At 43.3% G+C, this 20,583-nt stretch carries 12 protein-coding genes; 7 read left to right on the forward strand and 5 right to left on the reverse strand.

Annotated elements, in window-relative coordinates; all coding sequences use genetic code 11:
* Positions 1-16 precede the first annotated feature (16 nt).
* The 3 genes from JJQ94_RS10785 to JJQ94_RS10795 all read right to left on the reverse strand — a co-directional run bounded on the left by JJQ94_RS10785 (position 17) and on the right by JJQ94_RS10795 (position 3,377).
* Positions 17-310, reverse strand: a complete 294-nt coding sequence (locus JJQ94_RS10785; protein ID WP_010369398.1) for a phosphopantetheine-binding protein — start codon at positions 308-310, stop codon at positions 17-19.
* 137 nt (positions 311-447) lie between these two features.
* A complete protein-coding gene (locus JJQ94_RS10790; RefSeq protein ID WP_099031797.1) occupies positions 448-2,067 on the reverse strand; it encodes an HAL/PAL/TAL family ammonia-lyase in 1,620 nt (539 codons plus the stop codon).
* Between the two features lie 650 nt (positions 2,068-2,717).
* The gene (locus tag JJQ94_RS10795) at positions 2,718-3,377 is read right to left on the reverse strand and encodes a hypothetical protein (protein ID WP_099031798.1); all 660 of its coding nucleotides are present in this window, start codon (positions 3,375-3,377) and stop codon (positions 2,718-2,720) included.
* Positions 3,378-3,657: 280 nt separating this feature from the next.
* On the opposite strand from JJQ94_RS10795, the gene JJQ94_RS10800 reads away from it, so the two are divergent.
* Complete coding sequence (locus JJQ94_RS10800) at positions 3,658-4,251, forward strand: ABC transporter ATP-binding protein (protein ID WP_099031799.1); 594 nt, start codon at positions 3,658-3,660, stop codon at positions 4,249-4,251.
* Between the two features lies 1 nt (position 4,252).
* On the forward strand, positions 4,253-5,326 hold the full coding sequence (locus JJQ94_RS10805; protein WP_099031800.1) for a DUF6136 family protein: 1,074 nt from the start codon (positions 4,253-4,255) through the stop codon (positions 5,324-5,326).
* Positions 5,327-5,335: 9 nt separating this feature from the next.
* On the opposite strand, the gene JJQ94_RS10810 is transcribed toward JJQ94_RS10805, so the two are convergent.
* The gene (locus tag JJQ94_RS10810) at positions 5,336-7,303 is read right to left on the reverse strand and encodes a winged helix-turn-helix domain-containing protein (RefSeq protein ID WP_099031801.1); all 1,968 of its coding nucleotides are present in this window, start codon (positions 7,301-7,303) and stop codon (positions 5,336-5,338) included.
* 189 nt (positions 7,304-7,492) lie between these two features.
* Here JJQ94_RS10810 and JJQ94_RS10815 point away from each other — a divergent pair, with 189 nt between their 5' ends.
* Positions 7,493-9,751: a DUF5916 domain-containing protein gene (locus JJQ94_RS10815; RefSeq protein ID WP_099031802.1), complete on the forward strand. Its 2,259-nt coding sequence runs from the start codon at positions 7,493-7,495 to the stop codon at positions 9,749-9,751.
* A gap of 127 nt (positions 9,752-9,878) precedes the next feature.
* Here the strand turns inward: JJQ94_RS10815 and fadE are convergent, their stop codons facing one another.
* A complete protein-coding gene (fadE, locus tag JJQ94_RS10820) occupies positions 9,879-12,332 on the reverse strand; it encodes an acyl-CoA dehydrogenase FadE (protein ID WP_039496080.1) in 2,454 nt (817 codons plus the stop codon).
* A 534-nt stretch (positions 12,333-12,866) separates the two neighbouring features.
* Here fadE and JJQ94_RS10825 point away from each other — a divergent pair.
* The 4 genes from JJQ94_RS10825 to JJQ94_RS10840 all read left to right on the forward strand — a co-directional run bounded on the left by JJQ94_RS10825 (position 12,867) and on the right by JJQ94_RS10840 (position 20,581).
* A complete protein-coding gene (locus tag JJQ94_RS10825; RefSeq protein WP_099031803.1) occupies positions 12,867-13,187 on the forward strand; it encodes a DUF6419 family natural product biosynthesis protein in 321 nt (106 codons plus the stop codon).
* Between the two features lie 83 nt (positions 13,188-13,270).
* Positions 13,271-14,395 carry a 4-phosphoerythronate dehydrogenase gene (locus JJQ94_RS10830; protein WP_099031804.1) on the forward strand — a complete coding sequence of 375 codons (1,125 nt, stop codon included), beginning with the start codon at positions 13,271-13,273 and terminating at the stop codon, positions 14,393-14,395.
* Positions 14,396-14,432: 37 nt separating this feature from the next.
* Positions 14,433-15,449 (forward strand): aspartate-semialdehyde dehydrogenase, encoded by a 1,017-nt coding sequence (locus tag JJQ94_RS10835; protein WP_039496085.1) that lies wholly within the window; start codon positions 14,433-14,435, stop codon positions 15,447-15,449.
* 290 nt (positions 15,450-15,739) lie between these two features.
* Entirely contained in the window at positions 15,740-20,581 is a 4,842-nt protein-coding gene (locus JJQ94_RS10840) for a FimV/HubP family polar landmark protein (RefSeq protein ID WP_201435457.1), read from the forward strand.
* Positions 20,582-20,583 lie beyond the last annotated feature (2 nt).

The following is a 20,583-nucleotide window of genomic DNA, read 5'->3' on the forward strand; positions in this document are numbered from 1 at the left end:
AATGGTTACGGTCAGATCAACAAGCTTCTGCTGTTGTTTGTGCTTCAACTTGTTCGTGAACAAAGCTAGCTAAGGTACTGACGTTTTTCATTTTTTCTTGAATGGTTTGTTCTGGGTAATCTTTGAACTTAAGGTTGTATTTTTTCTCGATAGATACCACAAGATCGAGCACCTCGATGCTGTCTAAGTCTAGGCCGTCACCGATAAGTTGAGCATCATCTTCGATTTCATCAATGCTATCTACCACTTCTAAATTGTCTACAATGATGTCTTGTTTAATAAATTGTGTTATTGATTCTAAGCTACTCATTTTTATATCCTTTTTAGTTTCTCTGGTGTGTAGTTTACGTCTCATTAGCTGTTTTTGAGCAACAACAAACCCTAGCTGGCTGCAGTGAAGCTGCCAGCTATGGCGTTATCGTCATCTCAAAAATGACTTAGAGAGGGTTACTGCTCATTAAATAGGGCGTTAACCATATTGTTGATTTCGACATCCATCGGCCTATCTTCAATGACTGGTTGGAAGTTGCTGCTAATTTCGTCGAAAAACTCTCGAGAAAGTGCGTTGAGTTTCTCTGCTTTCGCATCTTTCCCATGAACATAAAATGCCTGGCGGATCGCCATTGCCTGAATAGCAATAACTGGCTTGATAAGATCTGTAATACGACGAAGGTCACGTGCGGCGATAGTGCCCATGCTGACGATGTCTTGGTTTAGTGCTTCTGTTGTGCGTGAAAATACTGACATAGGGCCTGCATTTTTAAGTGCTTCTGCAACAAGAGAAGAAGAGGTAATTTGCATTGCTTTGAAACCGTGGTGTACCCAAGCTTTGTCGCCAAGATCTTCACGCGCAACCAAGTTGTTAGAAATTCCACCGTTAAGACGATCATCAACCAAAATGCCTAATTCACGCTCAAGTAACGCGCCCATGTTTGCAACGAGTGGCTTGAGGGTATCGCACACCGCTGCAACGTGACCACCGTAGAAGTGACCCGCGTTGAGGATAAGATCGTTCTCATCATCAAATAGTGGGTTATCGTTCACTGAGTTGATTTCAGTCGTTAGGATCTGTGATGCCCACATCTCAGCATCAATTAATGGACCTAACACTTGCGGAGAGCAGCGAATTGAATAGCTATCTTGTAACCTGAACGTTTCTTGCTTGCCAAACTCAATGTTGTCATCGGTACGGTTTCTGCGACCTAAACGCTGATCGACGTTAGTTAAGCGTTCTAGAATTTTCTCTGCGCAGATCTGCTGTCCGCGGTGTGGTTTAAGTTCGTGTACGCGTTTATGGAATGGCGATGCACGACCTTCGATAAGCTCGACATAAAGCGCGATCAGTTTACAGCTTAAATCAATGCCGCGGCGGATGTCTTTCAGCGCATTCGTGGCGATAGCAGACATAACCGAAGTACCATTCATGATAGCTAAACCTTCTTTCGGCTTTAGCTTGTATGGCGCAATGTTTAGTTCTTCTAATACTTCAGCGGTTTCACGCAGTTGTCCTTGATAGTACACTTTACGCTTGCCACCAAGTGCGGCACCGACATAAGAAAGTGGTGTTAAGTCGCCACTCGCACCGACTGAACCCATAGAAGGGATAGCTGGGATGATGCGGTTATTTAGGAAGGTTTCCATTTGCGCCAGCAATTCCCAACTAACGCCCGAAAAGCCCTTGGCATTACAGTTCATACGTATCAATAAAGTTGCGGCACAATCAGACTCTGAAAGGTAATCACCAACGCCACAGCCATGATAAGCAATGAGGTTTTGTTGTAATTCTTCAGAGAGAGAAGTCGAAATACGGTTACTTGCTGAGTTACCAAAACCAGTCGTCACGCCGTATATATCTTCTTGATTTGCTAATTTATTGTCCAGGTATTGACGGTTTTGCTCGATTCTAGCTTTTAGTGCCAATTCGTCCAATTTTACTTTGGACAAGGGCTGAGCTGCGTAATCTTGCACTGACTCCAGAGAAAGTGACTGATCTTGCGAGATGAAAACAATACTACCGAGCTTTTTCTCGACCTGAATTGCTTCCTTTTCTGTGTTGTACTGGTTCATGACTTTCCTACTCTGACTAAAATAATGAATCTGATTGTGATTTTCACAATGCTTATATTTTTGTATGAAGGGAAACTGTTTAAAAAACCCAATCATACTTGTTAGAGGCGAGTACTACTTAACCAACGTCCCGTGTGTGCCAATCCGTTAACTTGGTCGGCTTTGTCGCGATACTATTGTCGCTATCTTTGTTACAAGATTATTTTTTTTGTAAATAAAAAATATTAAATGTGATTTTTTGATTGTTGTGTTTTAAGAATGGCGGCTAGGTTAAGCCTGAGTTTTCGAGGTGTCAACACGAAAAATTTGACAATTTAATGTTAATTAAATCTAGCGTTAACATAATTGAAATGTTATAAAATTATTTCAATATGGAGTTGTTAATAGCTGTTTTTTATCTCTATGAGATATAAAGAATTAATTAATTTTTAAAGCTAAAACTCTATTTTTATTGAGGGTGGAAAGTTTAATAAAACTGACTTATGACAAATGTCACTATTTTATGTGGTCCGATCTGAAAATGAATAGAATTGACTTATTTCGGCAGAAATTTGAATTTTTTGTGAATAAAAATTGCGTAATAAATGTAAATCTAGACGGCTAACCGTTGAGGTTGCCGGAATATCGGCAGCCTCAAAACCGGTGATTAATTAGTATTCTAAAACGGTGCTCATTAAGCCGGTTTCACCGACGACGAGTAAGTACGAACGGTCTAGTGAAGCATTACAAAGACTTATAACTTCATCACCCATCATAATATCTTGGTTACAGTCATCCACTTGATACCAACTACTGACCTCACCTTTATCAAATTCAACGTCTGAGCCGTTAATATTTAATGTCATTGTTTTGGAAGCTAATATCCGCACGGTAAACTTATTATCGTGGTCATCTTTAGACTTTCTAACTACTTTTATATCTAAGGTATCGTTGCTGTCTTGCATCACAACAAAGTGATAATCCCGATCATTACTTACCTTAATTTTTTCTTGCTCGACCATGCCAAGCTTATTTACTGACTCAGCATAAAAACTGATTTCACGGTTGGTGTTATGTTCGTGTGTTATGCGAACAGGCTCTGAACCTGAAGCCAGTACTTTGACACGATATTTATCGTCAGCGACATTTCGTTCATCACCGTCTAGTTCAGTATTAGCAAGGTGAAATGCAATTTCATAATCGGTGGCATTAACCAGGTTATATTGGTTTTTATAGATGTCAGAACCGAAGTTGGCGGTCTCGACATCTTCAGACGAACATGCAACGGCTAACAGGGATAGGGTGGCTGCAGTTAAGATACGAAAGTTCATAGTTGATCTCCTTTATCAATATTTTGAACATGGGTCTTTATTTAAGCGATTTCGGAGCAAGAGTATAGGATGGAAAAATGAAAGGTTACTTAATGATGTTTATAAGATGTTAAAAAATGTAGTGTGTAAGGCTTTGTTACAAAATAAGGTACGTAATTTACGCCATTTTACTTTCTAACTAGGTGATAAATATTGGCTTTTGTAATAGGTTAAGTTTTATGACAACTACATTTTTAAACATAAATATAAATCCCTATTTGGATTTATAGTGTAGAGCAAGATGATAACGATAAAATCTCTAAGTAAAAGCTTCTCCAAAGAGGTACTGTTTGACAATTATTCACAACAGTTTGACCATAATAGAATTTGTTTAGCGGCGCCGAATGGCGTAGGGAAAACCACCTTACTGAGTATGATTGCTGGGCTTGATGATGCGTTCAATGGCGACATTCTTTTACAAGACAAGAAAATCGATAAACGCCAAACACTTGTTGCACTTGCGTCAGACAATATTCCATTCCCTGCTTTTTTGCGTGCAAAAGAGTTATTAACTCTCACATCAACTGCATGGCAATGTAATTTTCCTTCGCAGCTTGTAAACGACTTTCAGTTTGAAGCCTTTTTAATGACGCGCTACGCGGATCTCTCCTCTGGTAATAAAAAGAAGCTCCAACTTATTAATGCCTTGATGCGTAATACCCCTTATTTATTGCTCGATGAGCCTACTGCGGCTTTGGACGCGGCAGGCTGCGAGTATATCGTTGAACTCGTGCAAAACTACGCAGGTATGGTGCTGATGACAAGCCATGAGCCAGAACCTTTTTTACAAGTTGGATTTCACTCAGTTCCCTTAGCACCGAAGCAGGGTAGTTAATATGCTCTATTACTATCGCTACAGAAAATCATCACTCTCTCTATCGCTGCAAGCGATAGGTCAGCAACTTCAGCAATTTGGCTTGATGATAGCTGCGCTGTTTCAAGTGTACTTGCTAGGTTTTATTGCAATACTATTTATGGGTATAGGTAAAATTGTAGAAAGTGATAATCCCGTCGCACAGGTACAAATTGCATGGGGATTACTTGCGGCGCAAAGCTTTATTCTGTTTGTGTTTCGAGATGCGGTTTTGGATAAAGCGCACAGAAGTTACCACCACACGATCCTACATCGTGCCATCCATCAAAAAGTGGCGGATGGGTTGTCTGTACTTGTTGTTCACCCCTTATTATTGATGACCCTAATTCTCTGCTACTCGATTGGAATTGAGAAAATCACACAAGCGTGGCACTTACTGTTTTTTGCGGTGACGCAATTCTTCGTTGCCCTATGCTTTATTTATCGGCCCTTGGGGACAAGTGCTGGGTTATTGATGACAGTAATCATCAGCCTTGCTGTTATCGAAATTACTTGGTATTTGGTTGCTGTAAACTTGATAGTGTTTGGCTGTGCTGCCTTGCTACCGCGTAAAGTGACGTTATCGGTAATGGTTAAAGGGTTGACGACATTTTGGCTGAGCTTTGCTTACAACCACTATTTTGTGTTGCTCTGGCGCATTATGATGAGTGTGTTGGTGCTATGGTTTGGCGCGATTTTGAGTGTGGAGCGCCCCGATCTGATGGCAAATTACGTTCCGGGTCTGGTGACGTTAAATCTATTATGGTGGTCGAGTCTTGCGATTGATCTCAAACCTGAAGTCTACGACCGCACTGCATATTGGTCGAGTATAGATAAGCTGCGATCGGCAAAGCAGAGTATCTGGATTATTGTGCTGACGGCTGCCGTCTGTTTTTCAGTGCCTGTCTATATGTTATTAGGACTGAGTGTAGTGAGTCTATTACCCTATGTCTTTCTGCCACTTTTAGTGTTAAGTGCATTAAAAAGTCCACAGCATTTAGCTATGACTTGGCTCAGCACCTTAGTGCTGAGCTATACCGCGTATGTGCTTTTGTAACGATAATCGTTAGTTAGCAGCTTCAGGTAGGCGAGTCAGTTTCTTGATATCGCCTTCTACACTTTCCATTTTTGCTATGAGTAGATCCCCAAGCGCGTCGATATCGTAGTGCCAAATCAAGTGGCCGACTTTTTTAAGCGTAGGGTTTTGCTCTGGCATTAAGGTGAGTTGCCAAATGTAGTCCTCTTTTGACCAAGCGGATTGCCAATAGATGTCGTTGCCGCGAATTCTTAAGTTACTAAATTGATTGGTTTGCTTTTGACTTAGCGCATATTTATTTAACGCTTCTGAGTCGCTTTCGAAGAGCGTCTCGTACTCCAGCAGTAGGGTTTGTTGTAGCACAAACCAAGTTTGTCTTTCGGGGTGATAAAAGACAAAGTCAGCTGTACTGTCATGGCTGCTGATAAGCGCCCCAGACAAGCTGTATTGGTTTAATGTTTCGCCGTCATAAGCCCATAGTGTTTGCTCATCTATCCAGCCCATGCTTTTGACGGGCTGACTCAGCTGTGAATTGAACTGGGTGAGTGGGCGTTTTCGGTCGTATATCACTAAATCGTTATCACGGTTTGAGGCCAAATAGCTCAGCTCTGGACTCCATACTAAAAAACCAACGTACTCATGCCCCTGATGAAAGGAAAGCTGACTGATTTTATCATCGCGATATAGATACACCTCGCATACGCCGCTGCGCCTCGACATAAATGCCGTTTCCCCCAAGCTGTTGGTCAGTGGTAGATAATCGATGCTTGAGCTTGAAAATAAGGGGAAATCATCTCGGTCTTTTATATTAACTTGAAAACTCTCCAATGCCGCGAATATATCGCCGCGATTATCGCTTGAGAAGCTTGTGTATAAGCCAATTTCCGTCTCTTTGATGGCTTGACTGTCACCGTCTCTAAAGTGTCGCGATAGGCTACCATATTGACTCGCAATAACGGCTTGATGATAAACATCAAACGCAACTGAAGTGACTGGGGCTGACCACTTTAGATGTACCGTGCCATCAAGCGTTTGTAGTCTTGCTAACCCTTGTTTATCTTGAACCAAATAATAGATTTTATCTTGCCATGCTCGAAGGGCCATTTTTAACTGCTCATTAGCTGCCAAAGCAAGTGGCAGCTTAACCAATTGATGAGACTCAAGCCGGTAAAGGTGTGCTGCTTTGGCATTATATTGGCCGAACGTTAGGATGAGCTCTTTGTCATTTTTCCAAACGGGTTTAGTACCAACTTGGCAAGGAAGAATTTGCGAGCTATGAAAAAATTGCCCTGCGGCAGTCATAACATGAAGTTGGCAGCCACTACCTTGATATTGCCAAAAAGCCAGTTTGTCTGAATCGGGACTCCAACTTGGAAAACTGATCCGCGAATCAAAGCGATGTTCATTTAATTGAAAGCCTTGTTTGTTGGCAATAATAAGGTGGGTAAAATCTTTTACATAGGCGATGAGATCTTTGCTTTGGTGGGCATCAACGTCAAATTCAAGGCCAAGCTCATGGCTGAGGCTTGAGGTTTCGTAGCGTGATGGTGTTTTTTCAGTCGGTGTTTGATTAAAAAAGGCGATTGCACCAAAGCATAAAACCGCCATTGCGACGGCACTGAGTGAAAAAATACGGGACTTGGCGATTGTTTTTACTGGTTTTGCCGTATGCCGAGGCGCTATTTCATGTCTTTCTAGTGGCGCGATAAAGCGATAGCCCCGCTTTGGGATTGTTTTGATGTAAATCGGGTTTTTAGGGTCGTCCCCAAGCACTTTTCGCAGTTTAGTCAGTAGCTGATAAAGGCTATTGGGTTCGACAACCGCGTGTTGCCACAGCTGCTCGGTAAGCCAATATTTCTCAAGCACTTCGTTATGATACTCAATAAAAAGCGCGAGCAACCTTGCCATCTGTGGCTCAAGTTTTACGGTTTCTTGGCTTTGTCTATGTGTTAGGCAATCTTGCTGGAGATCAAACTGCCAATGTCCAAAACAAACCATCTCTACTTCCTGTGCCTGCACGCTGAGTACCAATTTCAATAATTAAAACCAATTGTTCCCATAACGTTAGCGTTTCTTAAGATTAAGTCAATGTTTATAAAGGTTAAGTCAGCTTTCTTCAGAAAAAGTTAAGAACTTTTTACGGCAAAGTTTGTTGCAATAGCAGGCATAACTCTGAGGAAAGTATGTATGAATAAAAGCAATAAATTTTGGCTCGTTTTAAGTTATCCCATGATGTCAGGAGCTGTTCTTGCAGAACCTATCGTGATTGATGGTAAATTGAATGAACCGCAGTGGGGTTCTGCTACGCACTTTGAACAATTTGTTCAGGTCGTGCCTGTGACCCTAGCGTCTGCCAATGACAAAATTACGGCAAAAGCTTTTGCAACCGCCGACGGCGTTTATATTGGTATTAAAAACTTCCAGAATAAAGTCGAGCGCAAGCGACAATTCAATATCCATGACCGCTTTATGCAAGCTGACTTCAATCGGGTAGTTGTGGACTTTTCAGGCGATGGTAGTAGTGCATATCAATTTTCGGTGACATTAGGTGGCGGCTCGCAAGATGGTGTTGTAACCCCAAGCTTAAACGTGGATTACGATTGGGATGGGGACTGGCACTATGCCAATCACATTGACGATACGTATTGGACCACGGAATTATTGATCCCTTGGCATACTGTGTCGTTTCAACCGGGAGACGAGCGTGCACTTGCAAAGATTGGGGTTTCGGTACAGTTGTATGAACTTAAAAGTAATTTTATCTATGCAAACCATGAGGATACAACAGCAAATAGCGACTTCTTCCTGACCATGCCAAAGATCACAGCACAGATCCCCGCGCATTCTCAATTGGCATTTGTACCTTACTTTGCGCATCAGGCTCAATTTGCGCCTGTAGGTACTTCGCCTTCAGAGCGCCAGCACCAGTCCGATGTTGGTTTTGATTTGTTCTACAAGCCTTCTCATCATCAGAAGGTGAGTCTTGCCGTGAATCCTGACTTTGGTCAGGTGGATATCGATGATGTCGATGTGAACTATTCTGCAGTAGAAACGCTACGCACCGATAAACGTCCATTTTTCACCCAAGATATTAGCCTTTTTGATGTTGCTGCACTTGAAAGCACTAAGCTTATTCATACGCGTCGCATCGGAGCATCAAGCGACGATGGGGCTCGTGCAATCACCCCCATAGATGCGGCGCTACGATTTGTACATAAAGGAAAGTCGGTACAATTTGGCACCTTTGCTGTGTCTGAGTCAGACTTTTCGGACGATATTGGCAAGCAGTTTTTTGCAGCAAGAGCTAATTATCGTACGGAGGACTGGCAGGCCGGTGTGCTTGCGACCAAAACAGACCGACCTTTTCTTGAGCGCGATGCCATGAGTTATGCCCTTGATGGCCAGTATCGTAGTGATACTTGGTCTTTCAAAGGCACGTTATTACAAACTGAGGTAGAAACACAAAAACAAAGTGTTACAGGTCAAGGTGTATCGCTAGACGCGGAGTATCAACTTTCGTTACAGACGAAGTTCGCTGCTCGCTACTTTGCTGTGGATGACGAATTTGATAACCGTGATCTCGGCTATATGAAACGCAATGACTGGCAGGTGAGCGAGCTTTATGGTGAATACTCGATGCACCCAAAAGACAGCTGGTTTACCAGATTAAAGCAGTCACTCACACTGAGGCATGAGCAAAATAATGCTGGAACAGATTTAGCGGCCAGACAAGCATATTTAGCGCAGTTTTTGTTGGCAAATGGTGGTCAGCTCAATCTCGGGCTAGATTATTACACCAGCGGTAAACAAGACAACTTAGGGCGAGGCACGGAGGTGTTTGAGATGCCAAGCCGTGTGGAGTCTCGGGTATTTTATCAAAGCCCTTATGTGGGAGATTTTTCTTGGGCAGCAAGTATTGAGCTTGACCAAGAAGGAATATCAGGCTCAGCACAGCAATACGCCGTGGATTTGACGTGGATGCCACACTACAACTGGAACCTTAAGTTGAGTAATTTCTTTAGAAGCGGTGATGGCTGGCTGATGGCGAACGGGCAAAACCGCTTGAGTGAATACGACAGAGATGAGTTTTCCAATAAGTTTGAATTTAATGGCCGGATCACCGACAACCTTGAACTCAGTGGTTCGTTACAGTGGACGGTATTTGAAGCGCAAAGTAAGACGATTTATCAACTTAACAATGGTGAGCTTCGTGAAGTTTATGGTGACACGAGCTTTGACGATAGGCGTTTAGCAAGCCAGATAAAACTGCGTTATCGTATGGGTGCATATTCAGATATTTTCTTAGTGTATCAACGAGGAGGTGCAAACTTTTCGACACTTGAAAAGTCGCAGGTCGGGCGCAGAGACTGGTTCGGTAGTGTCGCCGATTTATGGCAACAACCAGTGCAAGACTTAGTGACGTTTAAGGTGCGATATTTATTTTAAAATATTGATCACTAGAGCCGTATTCCCCGGCTATCATCTGCCAAGAAAAAAGGTCAGAAAATTCTGACCTTTATATCCACGCTAATTGTTATTAGTAGTATGGATCACACTACCTAAACAAAAATAGTTATGCTGCGTCTGCTTTACTTGATTCCTTAGTTCTTGCTTTACCAGCAAGTAACTCTTCAGGGTCAAAGTCATCAACGTTGATAACGGCAAGACGTTTCGCTTCAACGGCAGTCAATTTAGCTGCTTCGTCTTCGCTCAGTACACCTGCTTCAAGCCCCATTGCTGCCACTTTATCAAGTTGCATAAACGGTAACTTTTTACCAGTACCACGGCATACCTTTTCAAATAACGGCTCTACTGCAAGAATGTCTTTTAGTGTCTGCTCTTGCTTACCAAGCAAGCACAGTGGCTCATCTTTTAAGTAGATGTGTGTTGCAAGGCGGTCACGCGTTTCGCTAGGTACTTGAAGTAACTGAGCAAGTTTGTGCTCCATTTTGTCGGTTGGTTTACGAACCGGACGACCAAATGGGAACAGTACCACTTTCAACAAGCCGCGTAATGCAGCAGAAGGCATGTTGTTGATTAAGTCAGCAAGGGCGCGTTGACAAAGGTACAAGTGCTCCTGACAAGACCATTGCACAAACGGTAAGTCTTCTTTACGACGACCTTCATCGTTATAGCGTTTAAGCGTTGCAGAAACCAGATAAAGGTAGCTTAATAAGTCGCCCAAACGTGCAGAAATACGCTCTTTACGCTTAAGTGAGCCACCAAATACAGCCATACAAATATCAGACATTAATGCCAATGATGCACTGTAACGAGCGGCATTACGATAATAAACCGCAGTTTCATCGTTAAATGGTACTTTGGTGAAACGTGCACCGGTTAGCGCGAGCCACTTAGTTCTTACCAAGTTTGACATAGTGAAACCGATGTGACCCATCAAGGATTTATCGAAGCTATCAAGCGCTTCTTGTTTATCTTTGATAGAACAAGCCTCAAGTTCAGCTAGTACAAATGGATGACAACGAATAGCGCCTTGACCATAGATGATCATGTTGCGGGTTAGGATGTTTGCACCTTCTACCGTAATTGCAATTGGTGCACCTTGGTAACCACGGCCAACGTAGTTGTTTGGACCTAGGCAAATCCCTTTACCACCATGAATATCCATGGCATGGATGGTTGAAGCACGCATTTGTTCGGTTAAGTGGTACTTCAAAATTGCAGAAACAACCGAAGGTTTTTCACCCAAATCTACCGCGCCAGTTGACATAGTAACCGCAGCATCAGAGCTATACGCGTAGCCACCAAGTTTCGCTAGTGCCTCTTCAATCCCTTCCATCTTACCGATAGGAAGTTTGAACTGGCGACGAATGCGACTGTATGCGCCACTTGCAACCGCAAGGGATTTAATACCACCGGCAGAGTTTGAAGGTAGCGTAATAACACGACCAACCGACAAACACTCAACTAGCATGCGCCAGCCTTGTCCTGCCATTTTTGCGCCACCGATAATGAAGTCGAGTGGTACAAACACATTTTCGCCTTGTGTAGGACCATTTTGGAACGGCACATTCAGTGGGAAGTGACGGCGGCCAATTTTTACGCCGGGCGTGTTTGTAGGAATAAGCGCACAAGTAATACCTAGCTCTTCTTTATCACCTAATAGACCGTCCGGGTCGCGCATCTTAAACGCCAGACCAAGTACAGTTGCAACAGGTGCTAAAGTAATATAGCGTTTGTTCCAGGTTAGGCTAATACCTAATACTTCTTCACCTTCCCATTCACCTTTACATACCACACCAAAGTCAGGGATAGATGAAGCATCAGAGCCCGCTTCAGGTGACGTTAATGCAAAACAAGGGATTTCATCACCCACTGCTAGGCGAGGTAAGTAGTGTTCTTTTTGCTCGTCAGTACCGTAGTGCTGAAGTAGTTCGCCTGGGCCTAACGAGTTAGGTACGCCCACGATAGAAGATAGTAAAGTTGATTTACTGGTAAGCTTTTGTAGTACACAAGATTGCGCGTAAGCTGAAAACTCAAGACCACCGTATTGCTTTTTGATGATCATCGCAAAGAACTTGTTGTCTTTTAAGTATTGCCACACGTCTTGCGGTAAGTCAGTCAGTTCGTGTGTTGCTTCCCAATCGTTAAGCATGGCACACACTTCTTCCACCGGACCATCCAAAAACGCTTGCTCTTCAACGCTCAAACGCGGCTTTGGAAACTGATGAAGTTTATCCCAGTTTGGGTTACCACAAAATAGATCGGCTTCCCACCAAGTAGTACCAGCATCAATCGCTGACTTCTCGGTTTCTGACATTGTCGGCGTAACTTTTTTGAACGCTTTAAATGCTGGAGCCACGATGTACTGCTGACGCAGGTTCGTTACTGAAAGTGGAATAACAATCGCTAAGAAAATTAACCAAGAGATAATGCCAAATGCACCAGCAAAGGTGCCAACTAGCATTGTAACTGCTGCAATACCTAGAGCGGTATTCCAGCTTGCGCGATGATAGCTTGCTGCACTGAGCAAGGCTAACAACGCGAGAACAAATATAAGTGTCATGTTGTTCTTCCTTATAAGAGGTCTGACCACCCAGTTAGACTAGCTGGTTAACGCTGATATTTCAAGCGTCTTCATATCTTCTGGGCGAATTAGTTGATGCCTTGTTGTGACATATTACTTACGTTTTGTACTGAATCTGAGTGTTAAATGACTCATACCTCTCTTATTGTTAATTTGAAGGTTACTTTGACTAAACCCCATCTACAACCTAAGAGGATTTTCAACGTTATTAATTACTGACCGATATTTAAGTGTAATGGGCATAGTGCAATGTGACGAAAATGCACATGAATTTTCTTTCAGCGAAGTGCCTAATATGTGCATTATAATTGCCAAAACTTCATGTCTGATTTGCATTGAAATACACGTTAATGTTTCTACAATTGGGTTAAGCATAGCAACGAAATGGTGCTTTTAAGAATTGCTAAGGAGTAGCAAATGCAGTCCATTTTTTTGGTAGCTATGTGAGTTAGGATTTACCGCCACGATCTTGTGTAGCGGTTGATATTGCTGTCCATGTTAAGGAGAAACAAGATGCAGCAAAGTATTTTTTATCTAGTGACTATTTTGGCCTTTGCCGCCATGTTGTCGGCCTTTCACCTCTTTCCTGAAGCGGTGCTTTTTAATGTTTTTAGCAGTTTGTTTGCTGCATTACTTGGCTACCGTGCTTATACTCGTTGGGCCTTATTACTGTGCTGTATTAATGTGTTGGCCATGACGTTTTGCCCTTTACTTGATTCAGGTGGCTGGTTAAGTCTAAAAGGTGCTGTGGTTTTTGTATGCTGCGTGATGTTTTTTGCAATTGCCTTTGGTTGCAATAAAGCGGTGACACAAAATAAAAGGTTTTATTATTAGTCGCCTACCTTGCCATGTTAAACTCGATTCAGGCGATGTGTTATCGCCTGAGTACTCGAGACAATAGGTGACAGGAAACCCGCATGCGAATATTAGCCGATCAAAATATGCCCTTAGTTGAGTCATTCTTCTGCGAAATTGGGGAGGTAACTCGGTTTGATGGCCGTAACCTTCAACCTGACGAGCTAAAAAATGTCGATATTCTGTTGACTCGCTCAGTTACTAGGGTCAATGAGGCCCTGTTAGCGCATGCTGATAAACTGAAATTTGTGGGGACTGCGACAATAGGAATTGATCATATTGATACCTCATTGTTGGCGAGCGCCAATATCTCGTTCAGCAGCGCACCAGGCTGTAATGCGATAGCCGTTGCCGAGTACGTGATAAGCGCTCTACTTGCATACGCACAAGAAACCTCCACGCCACTTCAAGATAAAACGATTGCCATTATTGGTGTTGGTAATATTGGCGCGTGTTTGGCGTCAAAGCTTAAAGGGCTTGGTCTTACGATATTATTGTGTGATCCAGTAAGGCAGCAAGCAGGTACATTGGATTCACACATAGCCTTAGATGAAGCATTGGCTCGCGCGGATATCGTGACATTTCACGTTCCATTAGTTAAGCAGGGCCCGCATAAAACGGTTCATCTACTTGATGCATCGCGGATAGCGGCATTAAAGCCGGGTACGGTGATAGTCAATGCAAGCCGTGGAGATGTTATCGATAATCAAGCACTTTTGCACGCGGTAGAGGGGGGGCAAGCGCTTGAGCTGATCTTAGACGTTTGGGAAAATGAGCCGAATATTTTACAGCCATTATTGCAATATACTCGTTTTGCCTCTGTACATATTGCCGGCCATACGCTAGAAGGCAAGGCACGAGGCACGCAAATGTTATACGAAGCCGTATGCCGAGAATTCGATTTACCAGCTAGCAAAACGATTAGTGATTTTCTCCCTAAACCAAGTGTCACTGGCTGCCAGTTGCAAAGTACTGCCAACGAGCAGGATATTGTCAATTTAGCGCATCTTGTTTATGACATTCGTCGTGATGATGGCATCATGAGAAAACAGCTAAACACATTGGGCTTTGATACCTTGCGTAAAGCATATCCCGTGCGTCGAGAATTTAGTACAATTGCAGTCAATAATGACTCACCAATCAGTGAAAAGCTTTACCAACTTGGCTTTTCTGAGCACAAGAGTTAAGTGCTGTGGTTGGTATTTTACAGAATGAGGAAAAATAATGTCGCAAAAATATAATGTTGCGGTACTTGGCGCAACAGGTCTTGTTGGCAAGCAAATTATCGAATTACTAGCGGAACGAAAATTTCCTGTAGACACATTGTACCCACTCGCGAGTAGCCGAAGCGCGGGTGAAGAAATTGACTTTATGGGTGAAAAAATCGAAGTCCTAGATGTTGAAGAGTTTGATTTTTCTAATGCCCATATCGGTTTGTTTTCAGCGGGTGGTTCCGTGTCGGAGAAATATGCACCAATCGCCGCTGAAGCTGGCTGCATTGTGATAGACAATACCTCACATTTTAGATACGACTTTGATATTCCATTAGTAGTTCCTGAGGTGAATAAAGACAGTCTTGCAGATTTTAGAAATCGTAACATCATTGCTAACCCAAACTGCTCTACAATCCAAATGCTAGTGGCGCTTAAACCAATTTATGATGCCTATGGCATTGACAGAATTAATGTCTCAACATACCAAGCGGTATCTGGTGCAGGTAAAGAAGCGGTAGATGAGTTGGCTAAGCAAACTGCAAACTTAATGAATGCAAGACCGATGGAAAACGAAGTATTTAGCAAACAAATCGCTTTTAACGTTATTCCTCAAATTGATGCATTCCAAGAAAATGGTTACACCAAAGAAGAAATGAAGATGGTGTGGGAAACGCAAAAAATCTTGGGCGATTCGAGTGTTTTGGTGAACCCGACTGCGGTTCGCGTTCCTGTGTTTTTTGGTCATGCTGAGGCCATTCATCTTGAAACGCGCATGCCTTATGATCTTGAACATGTTAAGCAGTTACTTGCTGATGCGCCGGGTGTTGAGCTAATTGAAGACGAAAACGATTACCCAACACCGGTAAGTGATGCAAGTGGTAACGATACCGTCTATGTAGGTCGTGTAAGGCAAGATATTTCACATCCACTGGGCTTAAACTTATGGGTGGTATCAGACAACACCAGAAAAGGTGCCGCAACAAATAGCATCCAAATTGCAGAAGCCCTGATAGAAAGCTATCTATAAGTACCCATTGATATCGCAAAGTAAGCAGAGTTTTGCTTACTTCATTTGCGCTATAACGGCAAACTTCTGCCAAGAAGTTTGCCGTTAAGTCAAATACTTGACTATTCTTCACCTATATCAGCTATTCCAAAATCAGTAAAAAGCATTATAACCATGTTAACTTTCAATACGTTGCAATGGATATTCCAACATATCTGGTTTATAGTTTGCATTTGGAATAGAGCTTGCTTCAAAGCCATAATAATAAAACGTCGTTTAACGGGTGTTAAACATTTGAGTAAAGGATCGGCATGCGCGGTTTAGCCTTATTTAGTATCTTTGTATTCGCACTGATTGCCACACCAGTATATACCCAAGAGGGGGTAGTGCTAAAAGGCCCTAAAGGGGTTGATTATGGGGCTCAAGGTCGCTCAATAGGGCCTATCAGACCCACGGATACATTGTGGCGGATAGCACAAAAAGTGCGACCAGATGACTCGGTCACCATTTATCAGGTGATGAAGGCGCTTTACGATAAAAATCCTAATTCATTTCTAGATAAAAACCTCAACCATATGCAGGATGGGGCGTATTTACGTATTCCTACCATCAATGAAATTCGCAGTGTTAACCCTGAGTTGGCAAAGCAAAAGTCGGATCAAGATGACAAACTTTGGGAAATGAAGCGTAAGGGATTATTGAACTCAAATGCAATAAACGAAGCTGAAAAAAAGGTTACACAAGCTCGCAAAGTCGATGTAGAAGAAGCAAAAGAAGACCTGACTAATCAACTGCGCTCTTTAAAGATGGAACAGGACATGCGTCTGATGGACTTACAAAAAGAGTTCAAATCCTCGGTGCGCAATGTTGAAGAAATCCTATCTGAAAACAATAAATTAAAGCAGCAGCTCGGCGCTATTTCTACTGAACTTCAAACGGTTCGTACCCAACTTGGTAAAGACAGCGAAATCCAGCAACAGCTCAAGGCTGTTATTGACTTGCAAAATGAAATGATTGACCAGCAGGCGGCTCAGGCAAAAGCGCAAGAAAGTAGCGAGTTAAGCGCATTCTTTAGCTCGCCAGCTGGAATTGCGTTACTTGCCACATTACCAGCACTACTGGCAATTGCTGGATTAGTTATGTTCCTACGCCGGAGAAACCAATCTCAAGCGTCGACAGATGACGACGATTTTCTTCCGCAAACACCATCCGTGGCTGCAGGCGCTGCGGCGGCGGGAGCTGCAACCGCTGCGACTGCATTTGACCCTGAGCCAGACCCACTTGATATCGGAATGGGCGACGATGAAGACGCGCTAGGCGCAAGCGTACAGTTAGATGACGATATCTTACCTGAAGACGATGAGATTACCTTTGACTCACTTGATGACGACTTCGATGAAGGAAATGACACGTTAGATCAAGATGAACTGGATAGCTTGCTAAACGAAGATATTTCGTTTGGTGATGATCATGACGAAGACTTTATGCAACAGAGCTTCAATGAAGCTGGCGATGAAGTTTCGCTTGATGTTGATGATAGCCAAGATATCTTAAGTGACAGCGATCTAGATGATTTATTCAACGAGTCTCAAGATGAAGAAATTGATGTTAGCGATGATGCCCTTGCAGCCCTGAGCGAAGAACTCGCTGATGAGCAAGCGGGTGCTGTTGCAAATGACGATGATATCGATTCAATCCTTGACGGTGCGCTAGATGAAGAGCCTGAATTTAGCGGCAATTTTGATAGTGAGAGCTTGGTCGATGCTGATGATATCGATGCGCTACTTGATGCCTCTCAAGATGCTGACGATGATGCACTGCCTGATTTTGAGGAGCCAAGCACTGAGCTTGCGGGTGATGATATTGATGCCCTGTTAAATGAAGTGCAAGACGATGCATTAGCTGAAATTAACGAAGAGCCAGATACGCTTGACGGTGATGATATCGATGCTTTATTGGATGAAGCGCAGGAAGATACGTTGCCGGAACAGGAAGAAGAGTCCGATGATCTCGCTGGTGATGATATTGATGCTTTATTGGATGAAGCGCAGGAAGATACGTTGCCGGAATTAGAAGAAGAGTCCGATGATCTAGCAGGTGATGATATCGATGCTTTATTGGATGAAGCGCAGGAAGATACGTTGCCGGAACAGGAAGAAGAGTCCGATGATCTCGCTGGTGATGATATTGATGCTTTATTGGATGAAGCGCAGGAAGATACGTTGCCGGAATTAGAAGAAGAGTCCGATGATCTCGCTGGTGATGATATTGATGCTTTATTGGATGAAGCGCAGGAAGATACGTTGCCGGAATTAGAAGAAGAGTCCGATGATCTAGCTGGTGATGATATTGATACTTTATTGGATGAAGCGCAGGAAGATACGTTGCCGGAATTAGAAGAAGAGTCCGATGATCTAGCTGGTGATGATATTGATGCTTTATTGGATGAAGCGCAGGAAGATACGTTGCCGGAACTGGAAGAAGAGTCCGATGATCTAGCAGGTGATGATATCGATGCTTTATTGGATGAAGCGCAGGAAGATACGTTGCCGGAACTGGAAGAAGAGTCCGATGATCTAGCAGGTGATGATATCGATGCTTTATTAGATGAAGCGCCAGAAGACGTTTTACCAGAGCTGGAAGAAGAATCTGATGAACTGGCAAATGACGAACTCGATGCATTAGTTGACGAAACACCAGAAGATGTTTTGCCAGAGCTGGAAGATGAGTCTGCTGAACTGGCAAATGACGAACTCGATGCATTAGTTGACGAAACACCAGAAGATGTTTTGCCAGAGCTGGAAGATGAGTCTGATGAACTGGCAAATGACGAACTCGATGCATCACTAGAGGAAACGGCAGAAGATACTTTGCCAGAGCTTGAAGAGGAAGTTGATGAGCCGGCAGATGACGAACTCGATGCATTACTAGAGGAAACGGCAGAAGATACTTTACCAGAGCTGGAAGAAGAATCTGATGAACTGGCACATGACGAACTCGATGCATTAGTTGACGAAACACCAGAAGACGTTTTACCAGAGCTGGAAGAAGAATCTGACGAACTGGCAAATGACGAACTCGATGCATTAGTTGACGAAACACCAGAAGATGCTTTGCCAGAGCTTGAAGAGGAAGTTGATGAGCCGGCAGATGACGAACTCGATGCATTAGTTGACGAAACACCAGAAGATGCTTTGCCAGAGCTTGAAGAGGAAGTTGATGAGCCGGCAGATGACGAACTCGATGCATTACTAGAGGAAACGGCAGAAGATACTTTACCAGAGCTTGAAGAAGAATCTGACGAGCCTGAACTGGGGTCTGAACAGCCTTCAGTAGAGTCTGAGCAAACGGAGTCAGGGCACTTGTCGGGTATGTTGGATGAAGAGGATGCTATTCCGGAATCACCTGAAGAACCGGTGGAAGATACATTACAGTCCGATCTAGCCAATGAAGCAGATTTTAGTGATGAGAATGTTCAAGCTGACGAAGACAGTGAATTTGAAGATCCTGATTTAAAAAGTGTTGATGAGCTATTACAGGAGCTTCAAGCCGAAGAACAGTTTGAGTTGAATGCTGAACTTGAAGACGACTTTTCGGATGAAGAAGTTGAAATTGAGCTGGGAGATGATCCACTTAATGACGAAGTGGATTTACTGGCAGAAGAAGAGTTTCTTGATGAAGAAGATCTGCAACCAAGCGCAGAGCTAGAGAGTTACCCTGAGCTGGAGCTTGGCGAAGAGCTTGAAACTACAGACTCGCAAAGCGAAACCGAAAAAACATTATCAGAAGCATTATCTAATGACGCTCAATTTGATATCGAAGATGGGCTTGATGACGATCTTCTCGACGATGAAATCTCTGGCTTTGATGAAGATGACTTGCCTGAATTTAGTGCGGATTTCGACGAAGAAACTTTGCTTGAAGACGAACCTGAAGCACCAGTCGAAGCAGCAGAAAGTGACACGTTTGAGTCTGAGCTTGAAATCGAAGACGAGCTGCCAGAGTTAAATGCAGATTTCGACGAAGAGACTTTACTTGAAGACGAACCTGAAGCACCAATCGAAGCAGCAGAAAGTGATACGCTTGAGTCTGAACCTGAACTGGAAGTCGAAGACGAGCTGCCAGAGTTAACTGCAGATTTTGACGAAGATACCTTGCTTGAAGACGAGCCAGAAGCGTCACTAGAAGAAGCCGAAAGTGACACGTTTGAGTCTGAACCTGAACTTGAACTTGAACTGGAAGTCGAAGACGAGCTGCCAGAGTTAACCGCAGATTTCGATGAAGAGGCTTTGCTTGAAGACGAACCTGAAGCACCAATCGAAGCAGCAGAAAGTGATACGCTTGAGTCTGAACCTGAACTGGAAATCGAAGACGAGCTGCCAGAGTTAACTGCAGATTTTGATGAAGAGGCTCTGCTTGAAGGTGAGCCTGAAGCGCCAGTCGAAGAAGCTGCAAGTGATACGCTTGAGTCTGAACCTGAACTGGAAATCGAAGACGAGCTGCCAGAGTTAAACGCAGATTTTGACGAAGAGGCTTTGCTTGAAGACGAGCCAGATCTTGAAATTGAAGAGGCTCTGCCAGAATTAAACGATGAAGATGACTTGGAAACTCTACTTTCTGAGCCACAAACAGAATCTGAATTACCAGAGGTCAATGAAGCCGAAATTGAAAAAGAATTTATGGCTGACTTTACCCAAGCAGACTTCGATGCTCTACTCAGCGAACTGGAGGATCCCAGTGACTTTGACGCCGGAAATGCAGAAGATTTTGAAGTAGATTTCGATAGCTTGTTACAAGACGAATTGGTCGCAGGGGAAGTCCAAGCGCTACCTACGGACGCCGAAGGTTCAGAAGACTACTTAGAAATTGAAGACCTACTTGAACAAAGCGACGATCTTGATAGCGATGTTGAACCTTACGTTGGCGCAAATATGGACGTTGGGCTTGGCGATTTTGAAGAGCTATTAGCGGGAGAAAATACTACGGATGTTGATTTAGAGGATGAAGGATTTGCCGCTAAATTAGATTTAGCAAAAGCTTACATCGAAATTCAAGATTATGATTCGGCTATATCAACGCTCAACGATGTTATTGAGAACGGTCCGGATTCGGTGCAAGCTGAGGCTAAGTCGCTTAAATCCAGTCTTACATAGTC

This window comes from Pseudoalteromonas sp. GCY (assembly GCF_016695175.1).
Classification (GTDB): Bacteria; Pseudomonadota; Gammaproteobacteria; order Enterobacterales; family Alteromonadaceae; genus Pseudoalteromonas.

Coding starts and splice junctions, on each gene's coding strand:
- JJQ94_RS10835 (WP_039496085.1), top strand. CDS start 14,433: ATGTCGCAAAAATATAATGTTGCGGTACTTGGCGCAACAGGTCTTGTT.
- JJQ94_RS10805 (WP_099031800.1), top strand. CDS start 4,253: ATGCTCTATTACTATCGCTACAGAAAATCATCACTCTCTCTATCGCTG.
- JJQ94_RS10790 (WP_099031797.1), bottom strand. CDS start 2,067: ATGAACCAGTACAACACAGAAAAGGAAGCAATTCAGGTCGAGAAAAAG.
- fadE (WP_039496080.1), bottom strand. CDS start 12,332: ATGACACTTATATTTGTTCTCGCGTTGTTAGCCTTGCTCAGTGCAGCA.
- JJQ94_RS10815 (WP_099031802.1), top strand. CDS start 7,493: ATGAATAAAAGCAATAAATTTTGGCTCGTTTTAAGTTATCCCATGATG.
- JJQ94_RS10840 (WP_201435457.1), top strand. CDS start 15,740: ATGCGCGGTTTAGCCTTATTTAGTATCTTTGTATTCGCACTGATTGCC.
- JJQ94_RS10795 (WP_099031798.1), bottom strand. CDS start 3,377: ATGAACTTTCGTATCTTAACTGCAGCCACCCTATCCCTGTTAGCCGTT.
- JJQ94_RS10810 (WP_099031801.1), bottom strand. CDS start 7,303: ATGGTTTGTTTTGGACATTGGCAGTTTGATCTCCAGCAAGATTGCCTA.
- JJQ94_RS10800 (WP_099031799.1), top strand. CDS start 3,658: ATGATAACGATAAAATCTCTAAGTAAAAGCTTCTCCAAAGAGGTACTG.
- JJQ94_RS10830 (WP_099031804.1), top strand. CDS start 13,271: ATGCGAATATTAGCCGATCAAAATATGCCCTTAGTTGAGTCATTCTTC.
- JJQ94_RS10825 (WP_099031803.1), top strand. CDS start 12,867: ATGCAGCAAAGTATTTTTTATCTAGTGACTATTTTGGCCTTTGCCGCC.
- JJQ94_RS10785 (WP_010369398.1), bottom strand. CDS start 310: ATGAGTAGCTTAGAATCAATAACACAATTTATTAAACAAGACATCATT.